This is a genomic window from Niveibacterium sp. (assembly GCF_041909475.1).
Taxonomy (GTDB): domain Bacteria; phylum Pseudomonadota; class Gammaproteobacteria; order Burkholderiales; family Rhodocyclaceae; genus Niveibacterium.
In genome coordinates this window covers 40133-61764 of sequence record NZ_JAYRDJ010000017.1, presented here as the reverse complement: position 1 = coordinate 61764, position 21632 = coordinate 40133, and the positions used below count along the sequence as shown (strand labels likewise).

General features: G+C 66.7%; 21 protein-coding genes. 5 read left to right on the top strand and 16 right to left on the bottom strand.

Annotated elements, in window-relative coordinates; all coding sequences use genetic code 11:
• The first annotated feature begins 114 nt into the window (after nucleotides 1-114).
• Entirely contained in the window at nucleotides 115-720 is a 606-nt protein-coding gene (locus ACE3P0_RS12525) for a response regulator (RefSeq protein WP_374402972.1), read from the top strand.
• Nucleotides 721-735: 15 nt separating this feature from the next.
• On the opposite strand, the gene ACE3P0_RS12520 is transcribed toward ACE3P0_RS12525, so the two are convergent.
• Genes ACE3P0_RS12520 through ACE3P0_RS12490 form a run of 7 tightly spaced genes read right to left on the bottom strand, consistent with a single transcriptional unit; the run spans nucleotide 736 to nucleotide 5373 of the window.
• Nucleotides 736-1062: a nucleotide pyrophosphohydrolase gene (locus ACE3P0_RS12520; RefSeq protein WP_374402971.1), complete on the bottom strand. Its 327-nt coding sequence runs from the start codon at nucleotides 1060-1062 to the stop codon at nucleotides 736-738.
• Nucleotides 1059-1661 carry a cyclopropane-fatty-acyl-phospholipid synthase family protein gene (locus ACE3P0_RS12515; protein ID WP_374402970.1) on the bottom strand — a complete coding sequence of 201 codons (603 nt, stop codon included), beginning with the start codon at nucleotides 1659-1661 and terminating at the stop codon, nucleotides 1059-1061. Before ACE3P0_RS12515 ends, ACE3P0_RS12520 begins: the two co-directional genes overlap by 4 nt.
• Before the next feature lie 5 nt (nucleotides 1662-1666).
• A complete protein-coding gene (locus ACE3P0_RS12510) occupies nucleotides 1667-2941 on the bottom strand; it encodes a dihydroorotase (RefSeq protein ID WP_374403013.1) in 1275 nt (424 codons plus the stop codon).
• A 10-nt stretch (nucleotides 2942-2951) separates the two neighbouring features.
• A complete protein-coding gene (locus ACE3P0_RS12505) occupies nucleotides 2952-3911 on the bottom strand; it encodes an aspartate carbamoyltransferase catalytic subunit (RefSeq protein WP_374402969.1) in 960 nt (319 codons plus the stop codon).
• Entirely contained in the window at nucleotides 3904-4404 is a 501-nt protein-coding gene (gene pyrR / locus ACE3P0_RS12500) for a bifunctional pyr operon transcriptional regulator/uracil phosphoribosyltransferase PyrR (RefSeq protein WP_374403012.1), read from the bottom strand. Before pyrR ends, ACE3P0_RS12505 begins: the two co-directional genes overlap by 8 nt.
• Nucleotides 4385-4822 (bottom strand): Holliday junction resolvase RuvX, encoded by a 438-nt coding sequence (gene ruvX / locus ACE3P0_RS12495; protein WP_374402968.1) that lies wholly within the window; start codon nucleotides 4820-4822, stop codon nucleotides 4385-4387. The genes pyrR and ruvX overlap by 20 nt, the downstream gene beginning before the upstream one ends.
• Nucleotides 4822-5373, bottom strand: coding sequence for a YqgE/AlgH family protein (locus ACE3P0_RS12490; RefSeq protein WP_374402967.1), 552 nt, complete (start codon nucleotides 5371-5373; stop codon nucleotides 4822-4824). The genes ruvX and ACE3P0_RS12490 overlap by 1 nt, the downstream gene beginning before the upstream one ends.
• A 117-nt stretch (nucleotides 5374-5490) precedes the next feature.
• Here ACE3P0_RS12490 and ACE3P0_RS12485 point away from each other — a divergent pair, with 117 nt between their 5' ends.
• The 3 genes from ACE3P0_RS12485 to nosZ all read left to right on the top strand — a co-directional run bounded on the left by ACE3P0_RS12485 (nucleotide 5491) and on the right by nosZ (nucleotide 9334).
• Nucleotides 5491-6732, top strand: coding sequence for a hypothetical protein (locus ACE3P0_RS12485; RefSeq protein ID WP_374402966.1), 1242 nt, complete (start codon nucleotides 5491-5493; stop codon nucleotides 6730-6732).
• Nucleotides 6729-7259, top strand: a complete 531-nt coding sequence (locus ACE3P0_RS12480; protein ID WP_374402965.1) for a response regulator transcription factor — start codon at nucleotides 6729-6731, stop codon at nucleotides 7257-7259. The genes ACE3P0_RS12485 and ACE3P0_RS12480 overlap by 4 nt, the downstream gene beginning before the upstream one ends.
• Nucleotides 7260-7396: 137 nt before the next feature.
• The gene (gene nosZ, locus ACE3P0_RS12475) at nucleotides 7397-9334 is read left to right on the top strand and encodes a TAT-dependent nitrous-oxide reductase (RefSeq protein ID WP_374402964.1); all 1938 of its coding nucleotides are present in this window, start codon (nucleotides 7397-7399) and stop codon (nucleotides 9332-9334) included.
• A 75-nt stretch (nucleotides 9335-9409) separates the two neighbouring features.
• On the opposite strand, the gene ACE3P0_RS12470 is transcribed toward nosZ, so the two are convergent.
• From ACE3P0_RS12470 to ACE3P0_RS12440, 7 genes are all read right to left on the bottom strand, one after another.
• The gene (locus ACE3P0_RS12470) at nucleotides 9410-9796 is read right to left on the bottom strand and encodes a hypothetical protein (RefSeq protein ID WP_374402963.1); all 387 of its coding nucleotides are present in this window, start codon (nucleotides 9794-9796) and stop codon (nucleotides 9410-9412) included.
• 174 nt (nucleotides 9797-9970) lie between these two features.
• On the bottom strand, nucleotides 9971-11107 hold the full coding sequence (locus tag ACE3P0_RS12465; RefSeq protein ID WP_374402962.1) for a type IV pilus twitching motility protein PilT: 1137 nt from the start codon (nucleotides 11105-11107) through the stop codon (nucleotides 9971-9973).
• Between the two features lie 161 nt (nucleotides 11108-11268).
• Nucleotides 11269-11841, bottom strand: coding sequence for a GNAT family N-acetyltransferase (locus tag ACE3P0_RS12460; RefSeq protein WP_374402961.1), 573 nt, complete (start codon nucleotides 11839-11841; stop codon nucleotides 11269-11271).
• Nucleotides 11838-12314, bottom strand: a complete 477-nt coding sequence (nusB, locus tag ACE3P0_RS12455) for a transcription antitermination factor NusB (RefSeq protein WP_374402960.1) — start codon at nucleotides 12312-12314, stop codon at nucleotides 11838-11840. Before nusB ends, ACE3P0_RS12460 begins: the two co-directional genes overlap by 4 nt.
• Entirely contained in the window at nucleotides 12311-12784 is a 474-nt protein-coding gene (gene ribH / locus ACE3P0_RS12450; RefSeq protein ID WP_374402959.1) for a 6,7-dimethyl-8-ribityllumazine synthase, read from the bottom strand. Before ribH ends, nusB begins: the two co-directional genes overlap by 4 nt.
• A 45-nt stretch (nucleotides 12785-12829) precedes the next feature.
• Complete coding sequence (ribBA, locus tag ACE3P0_RS12445) at nucleotides 12830-13927, bottom strand: bifunctional 3,4-dihydroxy-2-butanone-4-phosphate synthase/GTP cyclohydrolase II (protein WP_374402958.1); 1098 nt, start codon at nucleotides 13925-13927, stop codon at nucleotides 12830-12832.
• Entirely contained in the window at nucleotides 13924-14556 is a 633-nt protein-coding gene (locus ACE3P0_RS12440; protein WP_374402957.1) for a riboflavin synthase, read from the bottom strand. The genes ribBA and ACE3P0_RS12440 overlap by 4 nt, the downstream gene beginning before the upstream one ends.
• A 179-nt stretch (nucleotides 14557-14735) precedes the next feature.
• On the opposite strand from ACE3P0_RS12440, the gene ACE3P0_RS12435 reads away from it, so the two are divergent.
• Nucleotides 14736-18260, top strand: a complete 3525-nt coding sequence (locus tag ACE3P0_RS12435) for a transporter substrate-binding domain-containing protein (RefSeq protein WP_374402956.1) — start codon at nucleotides 14736-14738, stop codon at nucleotides 18258-18260.
• A 36-nt stretch (nucleotides 18261-18296) separates the two neighbouring features.
• On the opposite strand, the gene ACE3P0_RS12430 is transcribed toward ACE3P0_RS12435, so the two are convergent.
• Together ACE3P0_RS12430 and ACE3P0_RS12425 are read right to left on the bottom strand one after the other, a co-directional pair.
• Entirely contained in the window at nucleotides 18297-18899 is a 603-nt protein-coding gene (locus ACE3P0_RS12430) for a 1-acyl-sn-glycerol-3-phosphate acyltransferase (protein WP_374402955.1), read from the bottom strand.
• 89 nt (nucleotides 18900-18988) lie between these two features.
• Nucleotides 18989-21484 carry a PAS domain S-box protein gene (locus ACE3P0_RS12425; protein WP_374402954.1) on the bottom strand — a complete coding sequence of 832 codons (2496 nt, stop codon included), beginning with the start codon at nucleotides 21482-21484 and terminating at the stop codon, nucleotides 18989-18991.
• Between the last annotated feature and the right edge of the window lie 148 nt (nucleotides 21485-21632).

Here is a 21632-nt window from a genome sequence, read left to right as displayed (position 1 = left end):
CTGCTTCGCGGCCGGCAATGCAAACGGCATTTCGCGCGCGCGTGAACGCGACCATGATTTAGGCGTTTTTGTCAGAGTTTCACGCCGTCGGCGCGACGCACAGGGGTCGATTCAATGCTCAACGTTTTCTCGGGCGCATGGTTGGAGAGCTGGAACGTGTTCGCGGACATCGTGTCGAGCTACGGTTACCTGATCGCAGTGTTGATGGGGTTCGCGCTGGTGTTTTTCTGTTCGGCGCCGATCTTCCGCACCCAGCCGCTAACGCCTACGGAACAGCGCGAACGCCCCGAGGCGCCGTCACGCCAGCGCTCGATCCTGGTTGTTGATGATTCCGCGGTGGTTCGCGCCAAGCTTGCCAAGCTGCTGCAACTGGCCGGCTACCGGGTGACGCTGGCGCAGGATGGCGTGGAGGCGGAAGAGGCGCTGGCGCGCGAGCGCTTCCATCTGATGATTACCGACCTTGAAATGCCGCGCATGGATGGCTTCGAGCTGATCGCGTCGGTGCAAGGGAGCCTCGCCACCGAGCAATTGCCGATCATCGCGATTACGGGCCATGAAGCGCTGCAGGGCCGCGTGCGTGATTGCGAGGGCGTGTTCGGCATCTTCCAGAAGCCCTGGAACGACCGCGAACTGCTGCGCCGGGTCGCGGCGCTGACGCAACTGAGCGAACTGACCTGGAATGTCGAGCACGGCGCGCCAACCCTGCTGGGCGGCGCCTGAGCGCGAGTCGCGCCGCTATCCCGCCAGCGGGGGGTACTTCTTCGCGTTAAGCGCGATCTTGTCGCGCACGGCGGCATCCACGTCGATCTTCAAGATCATCGCCAGCCGCATCAGGTAGAGCAGTACGTCGGCGACTTCCTGCCGCACATGCTCTGCCTTGTCGCCCTGCATGATTGTTTCGGCCTGCGCATCGGTGAGCCACTGGAAGATCTCGGCGAGCTCGCCGACCTCGCCGGTCAGCGCGAGGATCAGGTTGCGCGGGTTGTGGAAGCGATCCCAGTCGCGTTCGCGTGCGAAGTCGGCGAGCCGCGCTTCCAGTGCCGCGGTGTCGATCAGTTTCATGCCGAGCGCCGTGCGACGAGCTGCACCACCGCGGCAAGGCCGCTGTGCGCAGGGCCTTCGATGACCTCGCGCTCAAGCTCGACCAAGTGGTCGAAGCTCAGCGTCGCCAGTTCGGTACGCAGCGCTGCGGCTTCGCACAGCATGTCCGGGTCGCTCGGACCGCCGGTGCCGAAGGCCAGCTGACGCGGCGTGTAGGCTTCGAGGATCAGGCGACCGCCGGGAGCCAGCGCGTGCGCGGCGCGTTGGTGGACGTTGGCGCGCAGTGCGCTCGGTAAGTGGCAGAAGATCGACACGATGGCGTTCCAGCGTGCCGCGCCGAAATCAAACTCGGCCAGATCTGCGACCACCGCGTTGACCACCAGCTGCTCCGCCGCAGCGCGCTCGCGCAGCTTGGCCATGCCGACTTCGGATTGGTCCACCGCGGTGACGCGATGTCCCAGCCGCGCCAGATGCAGCGCATTGCGCCCTTCGCCTTCGCCGATGCACAACACCTCACCGATCGGCATGTCTGCGGCTTGCGCGCGCAGGAAGTCGTTCGGCTCTGTGCCGTAGAAGTAGCCAGGGCGGCCGTAGCGTTCGTCCCAGAACGTGCGCTGCATCGCGCTCAGCCGCCGAACATCACGCGGCCTTCGACCAGCGTGTGCTTCACGACGCCCGGCAGCTCATAGCCCAGGAAAGGCGTGTTCTTGCCCTGGCTACGCAGGCTTTCGCGCGTAACGGTGCGATGCGCGTCGGCATCGAAGATGCACACGTCAGCGCGGGCGCCCACGCCCAGATGGCCGCCCTTCGTGATGCCCATGATGCGCGCGGCGTCGGCGGTCACGCGCGACAGCGTAGTCAGCAGCGGCAGCTTCATCTCCGCGCCCCACTTGAGCGTCAGCGGCAGCAGCAGCTCCAGCCCGGTGGCGCCCGGTGCGGCTTCGGCGAAAGGCATCTGCTTCTCGTCGTCGTCCACCGGCGTGTGATCGGAACACACGGCATCGATCTCGCCGCTCGCCAGCCCCGCACGCAGCGCCTCGCGATCACGTTGAGCGCGCAGCGGCGGCACCAGATGCGTGAGCGGATTGAAGAAACCGATGTCGACGTCGCACAGGTGCAGGTGGTGAGCGCTGACGTCGCAGGTGACATCCAGCCCCTCGGCGCGGGCGCGCCGGATCAGTTCGAGGCCGGCGGCCGACGACAAGCGCGTGACGTGCAGCTTCACTCCGGTGGTCTTCGCCAGCTGCAGTTGCGTGGCCAGCGCCACCGTCTCCGCTTCGACCGGGATGCCGGTGAGGCCGAAGCGCGACGCGACTTCGCCATCGTGCGCTACGCCTTGCGACATGTAGGGGTCCAGCGGCTGCAGCCAGACACGGTAGCCGAAGGTGGAGGCGTACTGCATTGCGCGCAGCAGCACCAGGTTGTCCTTCATCGGGGTGTTGGCTTGGCCGAAGGCGACGCAGCCGGCTTCGGTCAGCTCGGCCATCTCGGTCAGGCGCTCACCCCTGAGGCCTGCCGTCAGCGCGCCGACCGGATAGACGTGCGCGCAGTTGAGCTTGCGAGCGCGGTGGCACAGCATCTCGACGAGGCCCGGCTCGTCCAGCGCGGGGTCGGTGTCGGGCGGGCAGGCGAGGCTGGTGACACCACCCGCCATCGCGGCCTGCATTTCCGATTCCAGCGTGGCGCGGTATTCGAAGCCCGGTTCGCGCAGGCGCGCGGAGAGGTCGACCAGGCCCGGCGCGACGACGAGGCCGCGCGCGTCGATCACGCGATCCGCGGTGAAGCCGGCGGGTGCCGCGCCGAGGGCGACGATCTTGTCGTCGGCAATGAACACGTCTTGCTGGGTGTCGAGCTTGTGGGCCGGGTCGACGACACGGCCGTTGGCAATCTGGATCTTCATCGTCATGGTCTCAGTGTCCGGCCAGCATGCTCATCACGGCCATCCGCACCGCGATACCGAAAGTCACCTGCGGCAGGATCACCGCATTGCCGCCGTCGGCGACGGCGGAGTCGATCTCTACGCCGCGGTTCATCGGGCCGGGGTGCATCACGATCGCGTCCGGTTTGGCGAGGGCGAGTTTCTCCGGCGTCAGGCCCCAGACCTTGAAGTACTCCTGGCTGGAAGGCAGCAGCGCGCCCTGCATGCGTTCGTTCTGCAGCCGCAGCATCATCACCACGTCGACGCCCTTGAGGCCTTCGCGCATGTCGTGGAAGACACGCACGCCCATACGCTCGACGTCGGTCGGCAGCAGCGTCTTGGGGCCGATCACGCGTACTTCGGGCACGCCCAGCGTGGTCAGCGCGGCAATCTCGGAGCGTGCCACGCGCGAATGCAGCACATCGCCCACCACCGCCACCGTCAGGTTGGTGAAGTCCTTCTTGTAGTGGCGGATCGTGTACATGTCGAGCAGGCCCTGCGTCGGGTGCGCATGGCGCCCGTCGCCGGCGTTGACCACGCTGATGTGGTCGCGCCCGGTGGCGCGCAGATGCTGCGCCAAGAGGTATGGCGCGCCGCTCGACGCATGGCGCATCACGAACATGTCGGCGCCCATCGCGCAGAGGTTATCCACCGTGTCGAGCAGGGTTTCGCCCTTGCTCGTCGAACTGGTCGACACGTTCAGGTTGATGACGTCGGCCGACAGCCGCTTGGCCGCGATCTCGAAGGTGGTGCGGGTGCGGGTGCTGTTCTCGAAGAACACGTTGAACACGCTCTTGCCGCGCAGCAGCGGCAGCTTCTTCACCTCACGCTCGGCGACCTCGGTGAAGGGCGCCGCGATGTCGAGGATCTCGCTCAGGATGCTCTTGGGCAGGCCTTCCAGCGTCAGCAGGTGTGCGAGCTTGCCGTCCTTGGTCAGTTGCGGGTTAAGCATGGATCAGCCTCAGGGTCAGTGCGCCTTCGCCGGCCTCTTCGAGTTGCAGGCTGTCGGTGGGGGCGAGCGGGTTTTCCAGCGTGTGGGCGACGAAGCGCGGCCCGATCGGCAGTTCGCGCCCGCCGCGATCGACCAGAACGGCGAGGTCGACCCGCGCCGGGCGGCCGTAGTCAAACAGCTCGTTGAGCGCGGCGCGGGTGGTGCGGCCGGTGTAGAGCACATCGTCGACCAGGATGATCGGCGCACCGGCCACATCGAACGGGATCTCGCTCTTGCGCGGGCTCGGGTGCAGGCCCTTCTTGCCGAAGTCATCGCGGTAGAAGGAAACATCCATCACGCCCAGGGGCTTCGTGAGTCCGAGCGCGGCATGCAGCCGCTTGGCGAGCCACACCCCGCCGGTGTGGATGCCGACCATGGCGGTATCGGCGGTGACATGGGGGCGGATCTGCGCCGTCAGGGCAGCGATCAGCTGCTCAGCGTCCGGTAGGGTCATCGGTGGCATGTGAGCTTTCAAACCAGGTTTGCAGAATGCGTTGCGCGGCAACGGCATCGAGGTGTTGCTTGCGTCCGCGCCAGCCGTGGCCGGCGTCACGCAACATCGTTTCGGCTTCGAGCGAGGTCAGACGTTCATCGACCAATACCACCGGCAGGCGGAAGCGGCCGTTGAGCTGGTTGGCGAAGCGGCGCGCGCGGGCAGTCATGTCGTGCTCGGTGCCATCAATATGCACAGGCAGGCCGACGACCAGCGTTTGCGGTTGCCACTCGTTGATCAGTTTGGCGATCGCGGCGAAGCGCGCGTCGTTGGCTTCGCCGCTGACGACCTCGATCGGCTGGGCCATGCCCACTTCGGTCTCGCCAACGGCGACGCCGATGCGGGCGGTGCCGAAGTCGAATCCGAGCACCGTGGCCATCAGGCGTGTCCGGCGACGTCCGAGAGGTTCGTGAAATCGACGCCGAGAAGCTTCATCGCGGCATCGAGCCGGTCTTCCGGCGGCAGGTCGAACACGATGCTCAGATCGGCCGGCACCGTGAGCCATGCGTTCTGCTTGAGCTCTTCCTCGAGCTGGCCTGCGGACCAGCCGGCGTAGCCAAGCGAGATCAACACTTCGCCCGGCTCGCCGTTCGCGCCGAGCGATTCGAGGATGTCCTTCGAGCTGGTCAGCGCGACGCTGTCGTTCACCTTGAGCGACGAGTGCCATTCCCCGGCCGGGCGATGTAGCACGAAGCCGCGATCGGTCTGGACCGGGCCGCCGAAGTACACCGGGCGCTGTGCCAGGTCCGCCGCCTCCAGCGCGATATCGACCTTGCTGAACAGCTCGCCCAGCGTCATGTCGATCGGCCGATTGACGATCACGCCGAGCGCACCGTCGTCGTTGTGCTCGGCGATGTAGGTCAGCGTGCGGGCGAAATTCGGATCGTCCATGGCGGGCATGGCGATCAGGAAATGATGGGTCAGGTTCATGGGCTCCACAGCTTCATTCTATCAGGCGTGCCGGCAGCTGCAGCGGCCGCCGCGGCGTGCGCGGAATTGTCTGCGCTCAAGGGCGGCAGCCCGGGGCGCAGGCTAGGCTGCGGCCGCATGATGATCCATTGCCTTCCTCCCGCTCGTTCGCAGCCAGAGCCCGCTGCGCGGGCGCGCCTGACGCTGTTGCTGCGACTGCGCTGGCTGTTCGTGGCCGCGTGTGGTGCGCTGACCGGGCTGGGGTTCTTGGGTGCGCAGCTTCCGCTGACCGGGATCGCGCTGACCGGGCTGGGCCTGCTCGTGCTCAACCTTGCCACGCGCTGTGCCCTGCGCCGACAGCTGCCCGCCTGGCTGACGCCGCGGGGCCTGTTCCTGCAACTGTTGGCCGACATGTTGGCCCTGTCGGTGCTGGTACAGCAGACCGGTGGGTTGGCGAGCCCGCTGGTAGGGGCTTACTTGGTGCCGATAGCGCTGGGTGCGAATCTGCTGCCGCCGCGCGGCTGCTGGGCGATGTTTGTCTGCGCGGTGGCGAGCTACAGCGCGCAGGCATTGCTGCCGAATCGGGTGCCGCATGTACATGGGGTGGCCGCGTTCGAACTTCACCAGGCCGGCATGTGGCTCACGGTGGTGGTCGCAGCGGCGCTGCTGGCGGGGTTTCTGGCACGCGCTGCCGAGTTGCTGCGCCGTTGCGAACGCGAACTTGCGGATGCACGGGAAGCCATGCTGCATCAGGAGCAGTTGGTCGCCCTGGCTGCGCTGGCCAGCAACGCGGCGCACGAGCTGGCTACGCCGCTTGCGACCATGAGCGTCACGCTCGAAGAGCTCGCCCGCGACGCCGCGCTGCCCGATGCGTTGGGTGGCGACGTGGCGCAACTCGGCCAACAACTGGTTCGCTGCCGTGCCGCGCTGGAGACGCTGGCGCGCGAGGCCGGCGTGGCGCGCGGAGAAGGGGCCCGACGCCTGCCGCTTTCGCAATGGCTTGCCGAGCTGGCCGATCAATGGCGGATTCGTCAGCCGCAGGTGCGGGTGGAGGTCGATTGCGACAGCGCGCGCACGGTCGTTGCGGAGCAAAGCCTTGGTCACACACTGCAATGGTTGCTCGACCACACGGCGTCGGCAGCGACGACGACGGTCGCGCTCGCCGCAAGAGTCGAGGCCGACACCCTTCAGCTCGCCGTGCGCGATTGCGGCACCGAGGTGCCGGAGGCTTTGCGCGACGCAATGCGTGATCCGACGCAAAGTCATGGTGAGTTGAGCCACGCTACCATCGCCCGCCTCGGTGGCCGTCTCGACGCGCGTCCGTTTCAGGGCGGTACCGAGCTGGTCGTAACCCTTCCCCTTGCTGTGTTGAGCCCATGACGCCGCGCCGTTTGCTGATCGTTGAAGATGACCCCGCTCTGTCGGAGGTGCTGAGCCGCGCGTTCGAGCGGCGCGGCTATCGTGTGCACGCCGCGATGGATGTGGCCGCCGGCTGCGGCGCGGCGCAAACTTTACAGAGCGATTGCGCCATCGTGGACCTGAAGTTGCCAGACGGATCGGGTCTCAAGGTCGTCGAGGTGCTTGCCGAGATGCAGCCAGATTGTCGTACCGTCGTGATGACCGGCTACGCAAGCATCGCGACCGCGATTGAGGCGATCAAGCTGGGCGCGACGCACTACCTGACCAAGCCAGCGAGCATTGCCGAAATCGAGGCGGCATTTGAGCGCACCGAAGGCGATGCCGAGGCCGAAGCGGCCGAGGGGCCGATGAGTGTCGACGCGGTTGAGTGGGAACACATCAACCGGGTGCTGGCTGAACAGGAAGGCAACATCTCTGCAACCGCGCGGGCCCTTGGCATGCACCGCCGCACCTTGCAACGCAAGCTCGCGCGCCCGCCCGAAGCCTGAGCGGCCCGGCCGCCTGCGACAAATTGTCGCGAGTCAATTTTTTCCCTCCCCGCGACGCATAGAGTCCGTGCGTCAAATTGTCGCACCCGTGCCGCACCGGCGCGGGCCGCGCCGACCATACCGGAGGAGAAGGAAAAATGGACAAGAAGCAGGAGCATCAAGAGCCGGGCAGCCCCGATGTCAGTCGTCGCAAGTTCCTCGGAAGCTCGGCGATGGCCGGTCTGGCCGGCGCGACCCTCGGCCTGGCCGGTTGTAACAAGGGCGAGCAGGGCGCGTCGCCGGCGCAGTCCGCACCCGCCAAGGCAGCCGCTACGGATGCCGGCGATTCGCACGAGATCAAGCCGGGCCAGCTCGACGAATACTACGGGCTGTGGTCGGGCGGCCACTCGGGTGACGTCCGCGTGCTGGGCCTGCCTTCGGGCCGCATGATCAAGCGCATCCCGGTGTTCACGCCCGATCCGCTGACCGGCTGGGGGACCACCAATGAGTCGAAGGCGATCGTCGGCACCAAGCCCGATGGCTCGCCGCTGTATCACGTCGGCGACACCCACCATGTGCACGGCAGCTATGCCGACGGCACTTACGACGGCAAGTATGCGTGGGTGAATGACAAGCTCAATTCGCGTATCGCCCGCATTCGTCTGGACATCATGGAATGCGACAAGATCACCGACATTCCGAACGTGCAGGGCTTCCACGGCATCTTTCCGGACAAGCGCGACGCGGTGGATGCCAACATCAACCGCACGACCCGTGTGTTCTGCGGCGCCGAGTTCTCGATCCCGCTGCCGAACGTCGGCAAGTCGTCCGATGATCCGACGACCTATCACTCGCTGTTCACCTGTGTCGATGCCGAGACGATGGACGTGCGCTGGCAGGTGCTGATCGACGGTAACTGCGATCTCGTCGCCACCAGCTACGACGGTGCGTTTGCCGCGACCAACCAGTACAACACCGAGATGGGCGTGCACTACCAGGACATGATGTCCGCCGAGAAGGATGCCTGCCTGTTCTTCCACGTCGCACGTATCGAGGAAGCGGTGAAGGCCGGCAAGTTTAAGACCTACGGCGACAGCAAGGTGCCGGTGGTGGATGGCACCAAGGAGGCCAACAAGGATCCGAAGACCGCACTGACCGCCTATGTGCCGGTGCCGAAGAACCCGCACGGCGTGAACGCGTCGCCCGACGGCAAGTACTTCATCTGCGCCGGCAAGCTCTCGCCGACCACGACGACGATCGATCTGGCGAAGATGCACGAGTGGTTCGACGGCAAGCTCGACAACATCAACAAGACCATCGTTGCCGAAGTGGAAGTCGGCCTCGGTCCGCTGCATACCGCCTTCGACGGCCGCGGCAATGCCTACACCACGCTGTTCCTCGACTCGCAGGTGGTGAAGTGGAACATCGACGCGGCGATCAAGTTCTTCGCCGGTGACAAGAACAGCAAGTACGTTGTTGACCGTATCGATGTGCACTACCAGCCGGGCCACATCAACGCATCGATGTCCGAGACCAAAGAAGCCGACGGCAAGTACCTGAACGTGGGCTGCAAGTTCTCGAAGGACCGCTACCTGCCGGTCGGACCCCTGCACCCCGAGAACGAGCAACTGATCGACATCTCGGGCGAGAAGATGCGGTTGATCCGCGAAGACCCGGCTTGGCCGGAGCCGCACGACTTCATCATTCTCAAGCGCGACATCATCAAGACCAAGCAGGTCTACAGCCTCGACGATTTCCCGCTGGCGACGAAGAAGGCTGAAGACTCTGGCGTCGAGCGCAAGGGCAACAAGGTCACCGTGCGCATCGCCTCGTATGCGCCGCAGTATCAGCTACAGGAGTTCAAGCTGAAGAAGGGTGACGAGGTCACGATCATCCTGACCAACCTTGATAACGTCGAAGATCTGACGCACGGCTTCGGCATTCCGAAGTACGACATCCAGTTCATCGTCAACCCGCAGGAAACCAAATCAGTGACGTTCAAGGCGGACAAGGTCGGCGTGTTCTGGATCTACTGTACGCACTTCTGCCATGCGCTGCACCTGGAGATGCGCTCGCGCATGATCGTGGAAGCCTGAACGCAGGCACCGCCGCCGCGGTGACGGCAAGAGAGTTGGGGAGCGCTGCGGCGCTCCCCTTTTTTTACCGCCTCGTCAGCAGGCGTAGCTCTCGATGAATTGATCCGGTTTCGGTGGCTCGCAGCTGACCTGAGCGGCCTGTACTGAAAGCTGGGTGCCGGAAATCAGGCGGAACTCCACCACGATCGATCCGGATGCATTCAGCGGCAACGCGAAACGTGTCTGGCGCAACCCATCAACCGACAGGCTTCCGTCCGCCAACCCGCCGATGCAGCGTTCAGGCTCGCCGCTCCAGCGGGCGTCCGAAAAACGCATCACAAGCTTGCCTGCATAGCCGGGCACGCGGGCGCCGCCGGGTGCGCTGCGATTCAGATGCGCGGCTGAGAAATGCACCCGCAGGTCGCCCGAGTCAGCCTCGATGCGCTCGATTTCTGAACTGTAGAACTCGAATTCGAATTGCATGCGGAGCCCCCGTTATGAATGGATTCCAATGCCGACACGATGGGCTGCGCGGTCTCGACTGGCGATGGCGCAGCGCGCGCGAAGGCGGCTTCTGTTTCGTGGTGCAGTAGCGCTACCACCATGCAACAACGGCGGGCATGATGCCCGCCGTTGTTCCTTGTCGCGAGCTGCGCGTCAGCGCTCGAACAGCTCGTGGAAGCGCGCCAGATCGGTGGTTGCCTTGCGGGCGTCAGCGAGGCCGACGCGCTTGGCTTTAAGCAGGATCTGCAAATCCGAGTTCATGGTGTGGGAACGCGAATCGGGCACGGCGTTCAGCTTGTCCAGCAGCGCGCGGACGCCGCCAACGTTGCGCGACGCGATCAGCGCCTGCGCTTCGGCGTTGGGCGTGAGGCACTCGGTCGCAAGGTAGTAGGAATCGCCCTTCAGCGACGGGATCAGCGCCTGGCAGATCACGCTGCGCAGCGAGCTGGCCAGCGTCTGCGCCTGGGTTTCGGTGTTGCCGAGCAGGCGCAGCATCTTCTGCAGGCCGAGCTCGGTTGTCTTCGCGTGCAACGTTGCGAACACCAGCGGGCCGGATTCCGACAGCGCGAGCGCTTCCTGCGCGGTTTGCGCATCGCGGATCTCGCCGATCAGGATCACGTCCGGCCGCTCGCGCAGCGCGTCGAGCGCGCCGAGGTAGTAGCTGCCGACGTCGCCGTCCTCGCCGACCTCGCGCTGCGTGATGATGCAGCGGCGTTGCGGGATCAGGGTTTCGACCGGGTCTTCGATGGTGATGATGTGGCCGGAGCGGGTCTTGTTGATCTCGTCGAGCAGGGAGGCGATCGTCGTCGACTTGCCCTGGCAGGTGTCACCGATGAACAGCACCAGGCCGCTGTTGAGCTTGACCAGTTCCTGGATCGACGGACGCAGGCCGAGGTCTTCCATCGGCATCGGTTCGGTCGGGAAGCGGCGGATCACGCAGCCGAGCCGCTTGCGGCCCTGGAAGGTGAAGCAGTTGGCACGGATGCGGGCGCTGTAGAGATCCTTCGAGCGATCGAAGGCGCGTTCCATGATGCGCTCTTCCCAGTTCGGTTCGATGACCTTGAAGAACTCTTCCAGATCCTCGCCGGTGACCGGCGTGTCGCAGGCGGCGACCAGTCGCTTGGGCTGGCGCAGCATCACCGGGCTGTTCTGGTGGATGATGATGTCGCTGAACACGATGTTCGAATTGAGCAGGTGCAGGATCTGCTCGACCAGCGTGCCGAGCGCAGGGTAGCCCGCGTTTTCGGCCGGTGTCAGCGTCTCGATCATCGAGTAGTTCTGGAATTCCATTCAAGCTCCCTGCGCAAGCATTTTGTTCGTGCGGGCGTGACTATATACCGCCGTCCGTACATTTCGGCGGGCGCGCCGACAGGCGGCCTCAGATTCGAATGCTGTACGGAATTTCAGTAGTCTAGCTGTTCGCGCTCGCGTCTGGGAACGCGTTGCCTCGATCAGGCTGTCAGTGCATAGACCGCGCATACCGGGCGCTCGTCGTGGGCGGTCTCGGCGCCGTGCGGCCGGATGTGTTCCAGCGTGAAACCGCAGCGCTCCGCGAGCGCGCGGCTGCGGTGGTTGCGGGCGTCGGTGAAGATTTCCAGGCGCCGCGCATGGAGCTGCCGCAAGCCCAGGTCGCGGATCGCGCACACCGCTTCGCTGAGGTAGCCGTGGCCAAGGCTGGGTGTGTGGCCCCAGTAGCCGATCTCAAAACGTCGAGCGAGCCAGTCGAAGCGGTGCAGGCCGCAGGCGCCGACCAACTGGCCATCGGCGCTGCGGCGGATCAGGAAGGTGAAGTCTTCGCGCAGCAGGAACTGCGCTTCGGCGCGCCGGCAGAAGGTTTCGAAGTTATCGAGCGCCGGTTCTGGCGCCGCCCACGGCAGGTTCGCGGGCCAGCACCGCAGTTCCGCGAGCGAGTCGCAAACCGCGGCGAGGACGACCGCGCCGTCGCCAGCACGGGGTGGGCGCAGCGTGAGGCGCGCCGTGTCGATCTGCCCGGGGAGTTCGAGCAGGATCGGCGCACGGCTCACTTGCGTGGCGCGCCCTTCTTGGCGTGTTCCACTTCCACCGCGCGCAACCGCGCAGCGCACTTGTCGAGCACGCCATTGACGAAGCGGTGGCCTTCGGTGCCGCCGAAATTTTTCGCCAGTTCGATCGCTTCGTTGAGGATCACGCGATATGGCGTTTCCGGGCAGTGCTTCAGTTCATACACGCCCAGCAGCACGATCGCGCGTTCGATCGGCGACAACTCGCCGATCGGGCGGTCGAGGTGCGGCACGAACTCGGCTTCGAGCTCGCTGGCGTGTTCGGCGGTGCCGGTCAGCAGCGCGCGCAGCAGGATGCGGTCGGAGCGCACCCAGTCGCCGGCGGTCTCTTCCGATATTTCGAGGTGCTCCTCGATCGCCGGGATCGAATTGCCGGTCAGCTGCCACTGGTACAGGCCCTGCAGCACCAGTTCGCGCGAGAGGCGGCGCGGCGTTTTGTTCGGGGTCGGGGTGTTCATGCGCGGAGTGCCCTTTGCAGGTTGGCCATCTCGATTGCCGCCTGGGCGGCCTCGGTGCCTTTTTGATGCATGCGGAATTCGGCCTGGTTGTCGTCTTCGGTCGTCAGCACGCCGTTGGCAACCGGGATGCTTTCGTCGAGCGTGACGCGGGTGATGCCCGCGCCCTGCTCATTCGACACCAGCTCGAAGTGGTAGGTCTCGCCGCGGATCACGGCGCCCAGTGCGATCAGCGCATCGAAGCGGCCGGAGCGCGCCATCGTCTGCAGCGCGAGCGGAATCTCCAGCGCGCCCGGCACGGTGGCGATCAGGATCGCGTCGTGCGCGACGCCGCGGTTGATCAGTTCGGTGGTCGCGGCCGACAGCAGGCCTTCGCACACATACTGGTTGAAGCGGCTCATCACGATGCCGACACGCAGGCCGGCGCCGTTGAGCTCGGGGGTGATCTCGGCAATCTTCTCGAAGCGGGGCATGTCAGTCCTTATGGGCGCCATGCAGGCGCCGTGCGATGGTGAGGTTCAGGCGGCCGGCGCGTCGTAGCCGGTGATTTCCAGGCCGAAGCCGGTCATGCTCGGGATCTTGCGCGGGCTGGCGAGCACGCGCATCTTGCCGACGCCGAGGTTGCGCAGGATTTGCGCGCCGATACCGAAGATGCGCGGATCCCACTTGACTGCGCTGCGGCGGTTGCCGTCCGGCGTCAGCTTCGCGATCAGCTCCTCGCCGGTTTCGGGGCGACGCAGCAGGATCAGCACGCCGTTGCCGTGCGCGGCGATGCGGCGCAGCGAATCGTCCACGCCGAAGCTATGGTGGCTGCCGGCGGGGTCGAGGAAGTCGAGCACCGACACCGGTTCATGCACCCGCACCAGCGCTTCGGTCTCCGGCCGGATCTCGCCGCGCGACAGCGCCAGGTGCACCTCGCCCGACACGCGGTCGGCAAAGGCGCAGAGCTGGAACGGGCCGTGCGCGGTATCGATGGTCTTCTCGGTCACGCGCTCGACCAGCACTTCGGCCTGTGCGCGGTATTCGATCAGGTCACGGATCGCGCCGATCTTCAGGTCGTGCTCCTTCGCGAACTCCAGCAGATCCGGCAGGCGCGCCATCGTGCCGTCGTCCTTGAGGATCTCGCAGATCACCGCGGCCGGTTCGCAACCAGCCAACTGCGCCAGGTCGCAACCGGCTTCGGTATGGCCGGCACGCACCAGCACGCCGCCGGGCTGGGCCATCAGCGGGAAGATGTGGCCCGGCTGCACGATCGAATCCGGCGTCGCGTTGCGGGCGACAGCCGCCTGCACGGTGACCGAACGATCCTGCGCCGAGATGCCGGTCGTAACCCCTTCGGCCGCCTCGATCGAGGTGGTGAAGGCGGTCGAGAAGGGCGAGCGGTTGTCCTTCACCATCAGGCCCAGGCCCAGCTGCTTGCAGCGCCGTTGCGTGAGCGTCAGGCAGATCAGGCCACGGCCATGCTTGGCCATGAAGTTGATCGCCTCCGGCGTGACATGCTCGGCTGCCAGCACGAGGTCGCCCTCGTTCTCGCGGTCTTCCTCATCCACCAGCACCACCATCTTGCCGGCGCGGATGTCTTCGATGATCGCGGTAATTGGTGCCAGCACGCTCATGATTGGCCCCCGCCAGTCTGCATTTCGGTGGCAGATGCTTCCTTTTCCCATGCCAGCATCCGCTCGACATGGCGGGCGATCAGGTCGACTTCGAGGTTCACCTTTGTTCCCGGCGCGAGGCGCTTGAGCGTCGTGACTTCAACCGTGTGCGGAATCAGGTTGATCGAAAAATCGGTGCCCTCGATACGGTTCACGGTGAGGCTCACGCCGTCCACCGTGATCGAACCCTTGCGTGCGATGTAGCCGGCCAGCGCGCGCGGCGCGCGGATCACCAGCTCATGGCTCTCGCCGATCGGTGCGAACTTCAGCACTTCACCGACGCCGTCGACATGGCCGCTGACAAGGTGGCCGCCGATGCGGTCAGCCAGACGCAGCGCCTTTTCGAGATTCACTTCGCCCGGCTCGGCGAGCCCGACGGTGCAGGCGAGCGTTTCGGCCGACACGTCGAACTGCATCCGCTGGCCATCCTTGGCGATCACGGTCAGGCAAACGCCGTTGTGGGCGATCGAATCGCCGAGCGCGACGTCGGAAAGATCCCAGTTGCCGGCGTCGGTCGTCAGGCGCACGCCTGTGTCGAGCGGGGTCACCGCAACGATGCGGCCGGTGGTGGCCACGATTCCGGAGAACATGCTTCGCTCCGCTTGGAAAAACCGCAATTCTAGCCGATCCACCTGCTGCGGCGCCGATCGCGGCAGGGCGAGCGAGGCGTTGCGGCACCGGGCAGGCGGCAGCGCGGCGCCGGGCTTCTGCCCGGATCATGCGAACTCTGCCGCGCCCGACCCAGCCGCCGCGCCGTTATCATCGTGCCATGTCACCCATCCGCCCCCCCCTCCGTGGTGCCTTGGCATGGGCTGCGCGCCTGCTCGCCGCCGCTTGCCTCCTGTTGGCCATGCCCGTGCCGGCTGCAACGATCGATGCCACTCCCGCCGAACGGGCCTGGCTGGCGACCCATCCGGTGATCCGCGTCGGCGTTGCGCGGCAGGACTGGGCGCCGATCGAACAGTTCAGCGCCGAGGGGCGCTACATCGGCATGTCGGCCGACATGCTCGAACTGATCGCGCGGCGTGTCGGCGCAACTTACGAGATCCGCGTCGAGCGGGACGCCGACACCTTGTTTGCCAAGGTTCGTGCGGGCGACATCGACCTCGTGCCGTCGATCGGCCGCACCGGCGGGCGCGAGCGCTTCATGGACTTCACGCAGCCCTACCTCGAGACGCCCGTCGTGATGATCGCGCGGCGCGACGCGAACGGCCTCTCGCCCGAAGCGACGCTGGAGGGGATGACCGTCGCGGTCGAAGAAGGTTATGCCGCGGCCGAACTGGTGCCGCAACGTTACCCGCGTGCCAAGCTGCTGAAAGTGCCGACCACGGCCGACGCGCTGCGCGCCGTGTCGGAGGCGCGTGCCGACGCCTATTTCGGCGCGCTGGCGCCCGCCGAGTACCAGGTCGAGCGAGGTCTGCTGTCCAACCTCTCGGTGCGTGGCCCGATGCCGATCGATTCCGGCTTGCGCTTCGGCGTCAGCCGTCAGGCCGCCGCGCTGGCGCCCCTGCTCGATCGCGCGATTACCTCGCTCAGCGCCGAGGATCGGGCGGCCATCGTGCGTCGCTGGGCACCTGTGCCGCTGCAACTGGCCCCGGTTGCGACGCCGCTGCAGCTCGACGCGGCGCAGCGCGCCTGGCTGGCCGCGCATCCGCGCCTGCGCATCGGCTACATCGCCGACTATGCGCCGCTGACCGAGCGCGGGCCCGATGGCCGCATGCAGGGCCTGTTCGCTGACAAGTTCGATCTGCTCGCGCGGCGGCTCGGGGTCGGCATCGAAACGCCGCGTGCGCTCACGCTGGCCGAGCTGCAGCGGGCGCTCGCCACACGCGAGATCGACCTCGCCCTCGGCTTGTCGCGCAGTGCCGAGCGCGAGGAGTTCGCGCGCTTCGCCGGCCCCTTGCTGACCACGGCCACGGTGGCCGTGACCCGCAGCGAGGGCGATTTCTTCCACGAACCCGGCCAATACCTCGGCAAGGTCGTGGCGATGAAGCGCGGGCATTTCCTCGTGCCGCGGCTCGCGCGCAACTACCCCGGCATCCATGTGATCGAGTTCGATACGCTCGAACAGGCGCTCGACGCCGTGGCGCGTGGCGAGGCCGAGGCGAGCTTCAACGACCTCACCTCGGTGGCGCCGCGGCTGGCCAAGGACTACGCCGGCGTGCTGAAGGTGGCCGGCAGCTGGGTCGAGGCGCCGAGCGAGGTGCATATCGCGGTGCGCAGCGATTGGCCCGAACTCGTGTCGCTGCTGGGGCTCGCGCTCGATTCGCTGACCCCGGCCGAAGTGCATGAGCTCAACGAACGCTGGCTGGTGCCGAAATACCGCTTCGTGTTGCCGTGGCAGAAGCTGCTGTCGGTCGGTCTGCCCATCCTTGCGGTGCTTGGCCTGGTGATCGGCATCATCGTGGTCTGGAACCGCCGCCTGCAGCGCGAGGTGGCGCGCCGGCAGGCGAGCGAGGCGGCGCTGGCCGAAGCGCGCGACGCCGCGCTGGATTCGGCTGACCGCAAGGCGGCCTTCCTCGCCGCGCTGTCGCACGAGATGCGCACGCCGATGAACGGCGTCACCGGCATGGTCGATGCGCTCGCGCACGGCCGGCTCGACGAGAACCAGCACTACCAGCTTGGCGTGGTAGCGCGTTCGGCGCGCGTGGCACTGTCGATCCTGAACGACGCGCTGGATTTCGCCCGCATCGAAGCGGGCCGCCTGTCGCTCGACCCGAAGCCGACCGACGTCCGCGCGCTGGCCGAGGATGTTGCGTCGCTGTTCGCGCCGATGGCCGCGGAGCGCGGGCTGGCACTGCAACTCTCGATCGCGCCGCAGGTGCCGCCGCTGGTGCTGGACGGCCTGCGCGTGCGGCAGGTGATGGCCAACCTCGTCTCCAACGCGATCCGCTACACCGAGCGCGGCGCCGTGCGCCTCAAGCTCTCTGCGGCGCCGCTGACGACGCGCCGCTGGCGCCTGATCGTCGAGGTTGAAGACAGCGGCCCCGGCATTCCGGATAGCGAACGCCACCGGCTGTTCCAGCCCTTCGAACCGCTCGGCGGCCCCGGCTCGCCCGGCACCGGGCTCGGGCTCGCGATCTGCCGTGCGCTCACCGACGCGATGTGCGGCCGACTCGACTACGCCGCCGGCGGTCACGGCGGCAGCCTGTTCAGCTTCACGGTGGAGGCGGACGCGGCGATGCTGGCGTCTGCCGACGAACGCAGTTTCGTCGGCGTCTGCGTGCGCATTGCGGTTGCCGACGCCTTCTGGCGGCAGGAGGGCGAGGCCTGGCTGCGCAACTGGGGCGCCCATGTCGTCACGCCTGAAGCGCGTGATTTCAGCCAGATCACTTTGTCGGACGGCGCGCCGGCACTCGAAGGCCAGCCCTGCGTGCGGCTGACGCGCGACGTCGGCGGTGTAATCCGCAGCCTGCGCGCTGGGGTCGTTGAACTGGCGGCTGAACCGCTGCTGCCCTCGCGCCTGCAGCAAGCGCTGGGTCGCGCGTTGGACCCCGCACCGCTGCGTGCGGTCGAACCGCTTGCGGCACCGAACGCCAACCGCGTGGTACTGGTGGTCGACGACGAACCGTTGAACCTGCGCGTTGCGAAGGAATTGTTGTCGCTGCTGGGCTTCGATGCGCAACTGGTAGGCGAGTCGCAGGCAGGCTTCGAGGCCTTCTGCACCGGCACTTACTGCGCGGTGCTGCTCGACTACCGCATGCCGGGCGAGGACGGCATCAGCCTCGCTGCGCGCATGCGCCAGCGCGAGCGTCTGCGCGGCTTGCCGCGCACCCCGATCGCTGCGGTCACGGCGGACGGCAGCGAAACCACGGCCAGTGCCTGCGCGGCCGCCGGCATGGACAATGTGGTCCTCAAGCCGCTCACGCTCGAAACCCTGCATGCCGCACTGACTCAGCTTGGCTGCAATCCGGCGATGCCACCGCAGGGGCTGGTCGCGGAAGAGGTGCATGACGAAGAGGCCGAGCCGCTTGCGCATCTGGCTGCGTTGCTCGGCTCGACCGAGCGTGCGCACGGTATCGCGCAGGGCTTTGTCACGGCGTCGGCGGAAGACCTCGTCGCACTGCGCGAAAAGCTCGATATCGAAGACCTCGAAGCAGTGCGCTTCCTCGCTCACCGCATCAAGGGCGGCGCACGCAATGCGGGCTTCGATCGGGTCGGCACCGCAGCGGCCGAGCTGGAGAGCGCGGCCAAGGCGGGCGACGCCGCCGCCACGCGCCGGCTGACCGTGCCGCTCGGCCGTGCGCTGGAACGTTTGCGCGTGCGCCTGGCCGAGATCGAGCCGAGTGTCTGAACGGGATGCGGCGCGGGTCGGGCGGTTGAGGCGGGCTCAGCCGCCCGGCGGGCGCAGCCGGATCGGGCTGGCGAGTTCGGGCCGATAGCCGACGACGCCTTGGTAGGCCTTGGCAATGCGCGTCATGTCGGCCTCATCATCGCCGCTCAACGCCATGTAACTGCGGATGCCGACGGTGCGCGTCGCGAAGTCGATGTAGGCGAGGCCCAGCAGCATGTCTGCCGCGCGGGCGATGCGCAGGAAGCCGGACTTCCAGTGGTCGAGACGCCGCCGCGTGCCTTCCGGAGCCATCGCGAGGATCAGCGTGTCACGGCGGCGAATGTCGGCCGCAAGGGTTTCGATGAAGCCGCCGGTCGCCGCGCGATTCACCGGAATGCCGCCCCAGCTGCGCAGCAGCCGGTTGAAGGGGCCGACAAAGATCGTGTGCTTGCCGATCCAGCGCACCGGCCAGCCACAGGCCCAGCGTGTCAGCAGGCCGAGCGGGAAATCCCAGTTCGAGGTGTGCGGATACACGATCAGCAGCACTTTTGCGGTCGGCGGCGGCGGCAGGTCGATGCGCCAGCCGATCAGGCGCAACAGGGCATGGGCCCAGCGGCGTGGGCGGGTGACAAGGCCGGGCATTGGTTCGGGCTGCGACACGGGCGGGTGTTCCAGAACTCAGGGTGCGCGACTATCCCAGCTTGCGGGCGCTGCGTCCATCGTGCACCGCAACCCGCATGGCTTGCGGCTCAGTGGGTGCCGGGTGGGTTGGCGGGCGCCGCGAGCGGTAGATCCACCGTGAGCCGGGTGCCCGTGCCGAGTGTTGATTCGAGCGTCAGCGTGCCGCCCAGCGGGGCTTCGATCAGGTTGCGCACGATGTAAAGCCCGAGTCCGGTGCCACCGTGCCCGACGCGCGTGCTGAAGAAGGGTTCGAATGCGTGCTGCATGGTTTCCGGCGCCATGCCGTTGCCGTCATCGGCGAACACGATGCGTACCTGTTCGTCACCCAGCGTCTCGGCGCTCAGACTCATGTGGCCATCGCTGCGGTCGTCGAAGGCATGCAGCAGCGCATTGTTGATGAAGTTCGTGATGACCTGTTCCAGCGGCCCGGGGTAGCTGTCCAGCTCGATGTCATCCGGCAGATCGAGTTCGAGTTTCTGCGGCACATGGGCGAGGCGCGGGCGCAGGGCTGCCACCACACCCTCGATGGTGTTCTTCAGGTCGAAGCGGCGGCGGCGCTCGCTGGTCTGGTCGGCGGCCACCTGTTTGAAGTTGGTCATCAGTTCCGAGGCTCGCCGCGCGTTGTGCTCGATCAGTCCGGCGACTTCGCCGGCGTCCTGCGTGAAGCCAGCGAGGGTGGATTTGCGCAGGCTGCCGTCTTCGAGCGAACGGGCGAAGCTGCCGATGCGCTGGCGCAGGCTGCTGGCGAGCGTGAGCGTGTTGCCGAGCGGCGAATTGAGCTCGTGCGCAACGCCTGCGACCAAACCGCCCAGTGCGGCGAGCTTTTCCGCCTGCACCAGCTGCTGCATCGCAAGCCCCAGTTCGGCGTGCTTGGCACGCAACTCCTCACTGCGATGGGCGACGCGCATTTCCAGTTCCTGGTTCATGCGTTCGACACGGGCCTGCAGCGCCCGCTGGGTGCTGACATCGACGACCGACGACAGGAACATCCGTCGCCCGTCCAGATCGAGCTGCACGCCTGAGAGTTCGCACACGCGCGGCTCGCCGTTGCGCGGCTGGCCGTGTACTTCCATGCGGCTGACCCGGCCCTCGCGCGCGACCGTGTCGAGCATCGCATCGCGTTCCTGCGGATCGAACCACAGGCCCAGCGCCAACGTGGACTGTCCGATCGCTTCGTCGGCCTCGATACCGAACAGTCCGCGCCAGGCCGAGTTCACCTTCACCAGCACGCGGCGGTCGAGATCAGACAAACTCAGGGCCACCGGGCTGTGCTCGAACAGGGTTTCGAACAGCGCGCGGGCGGAATTGGCCGACGCACGTGCGATTTCGAGATCACTGACGTCGGTGGCGGTCACCCGCAGCACCGGTTCGCGTTCGGCGCTGACTTCGAGATGCCCGCGCACCAGCAGATGGCGCCCGCTGGTGCTATCCACCGAGCAGCGGGCCTCCACCGCGATGCCGCTGCTCTGCAGCGCGCGCCACTGCGCGATCAGTTCGCGCCGGCATCGGCGATTGATGCGGCCGAGCAGGCGACGGATAGGCTGATCGACTTCACCGGGCGGCAAGCCGAGCAGCGAGATCATCTGGCTGGAGCAGTGCGCCAGCCGCGCTCCCGGCACCCAGCGCATCGAGCCGAGTGCCGCGATCCGCTGTGCTTCGTCGAGGTCGGCATGCTCGCGATGCGCCTTCTCTTCGGCGTTGCGGCGTGCGGTGATGTCCTGCACCACGCGGATCGTGCCCGAGAAGCTCTGGTTGCTGTCGTGCAGCGCCACACTCAGCACATGCAGCCACAGCGTCTGGCCGCGGATCGTCTCGCAGCGGATTTCCTCGCTGCGCGGCGCAACGGTGGCGGGATCGGCGTGGCCGAGCAGATGCTCGCCCAGCACGGCGGCAGCCATGGCGCCTTCCGCGTTGCGCGCGTCGCTGCGGCCGACGATGTCTTCGCGCCGCACGCCGAACAGCCGTTGCGCGGCGACGTTCCAGAGCTGCACCTTGCCCGCCGCGTCGAGCACCACCAGCGCCACCGGCAGCGCATCGAGAATTGCCGCGAGGCGTTGCTGACTTTCCTGCAGCGCCAGTTCCGCCTGCTTGCGCCGGGTTTCGTTGCGGGCGTAGCCGAAGTAGCCAACGAAGTTGCCCTGCTCGTCGTATTCCGGCCGGCCGCTGCTGACGTACCAGCGGAAGTCACCGTCCGCTTTGCGCACGCCGTATTCAAAGTCGTAGTAGGGCTGGTGGGCTTCCACCGTCACACGGTGGGCCGCCATCTCGGCAGGATCGCAGACGAGGCCGGGGATCTCCCAGCGGCGGTGACCGAGCAGATGTTCGACCGGCACCTGGTGGCGCGAGATCGTGCCGCCGAAGAAACTCGTGAATCGCAGTTCCGCGTCCTGCTCCCACTGCCAGTCGGCGGTGAAGGCCGAAATGTCGCGCAGACGGCGCAGTTCCCGCGCGCTGAGCTGCTCTTCGCCATCGGCCGCACGGAGGCGGCGATGTGCCTTGAACAGCGCCAGCGTGACGGCGCACAGCACCAGCGCGAGGCTTGCCACCAGCAGCCAGACTTGCATGCAGGCTCCGTCATCGGGGGAGGGAAACAACATTCTACTGCCCGGTCTACGGCGGGCATGACAACCGACTTGAGGCGGCCGACCAACGGTGTGCGGCTTGCTGAGCGCGGGGCGCCCGGCCCAGAATCCGCCCCGAGGCGGCGCCTAC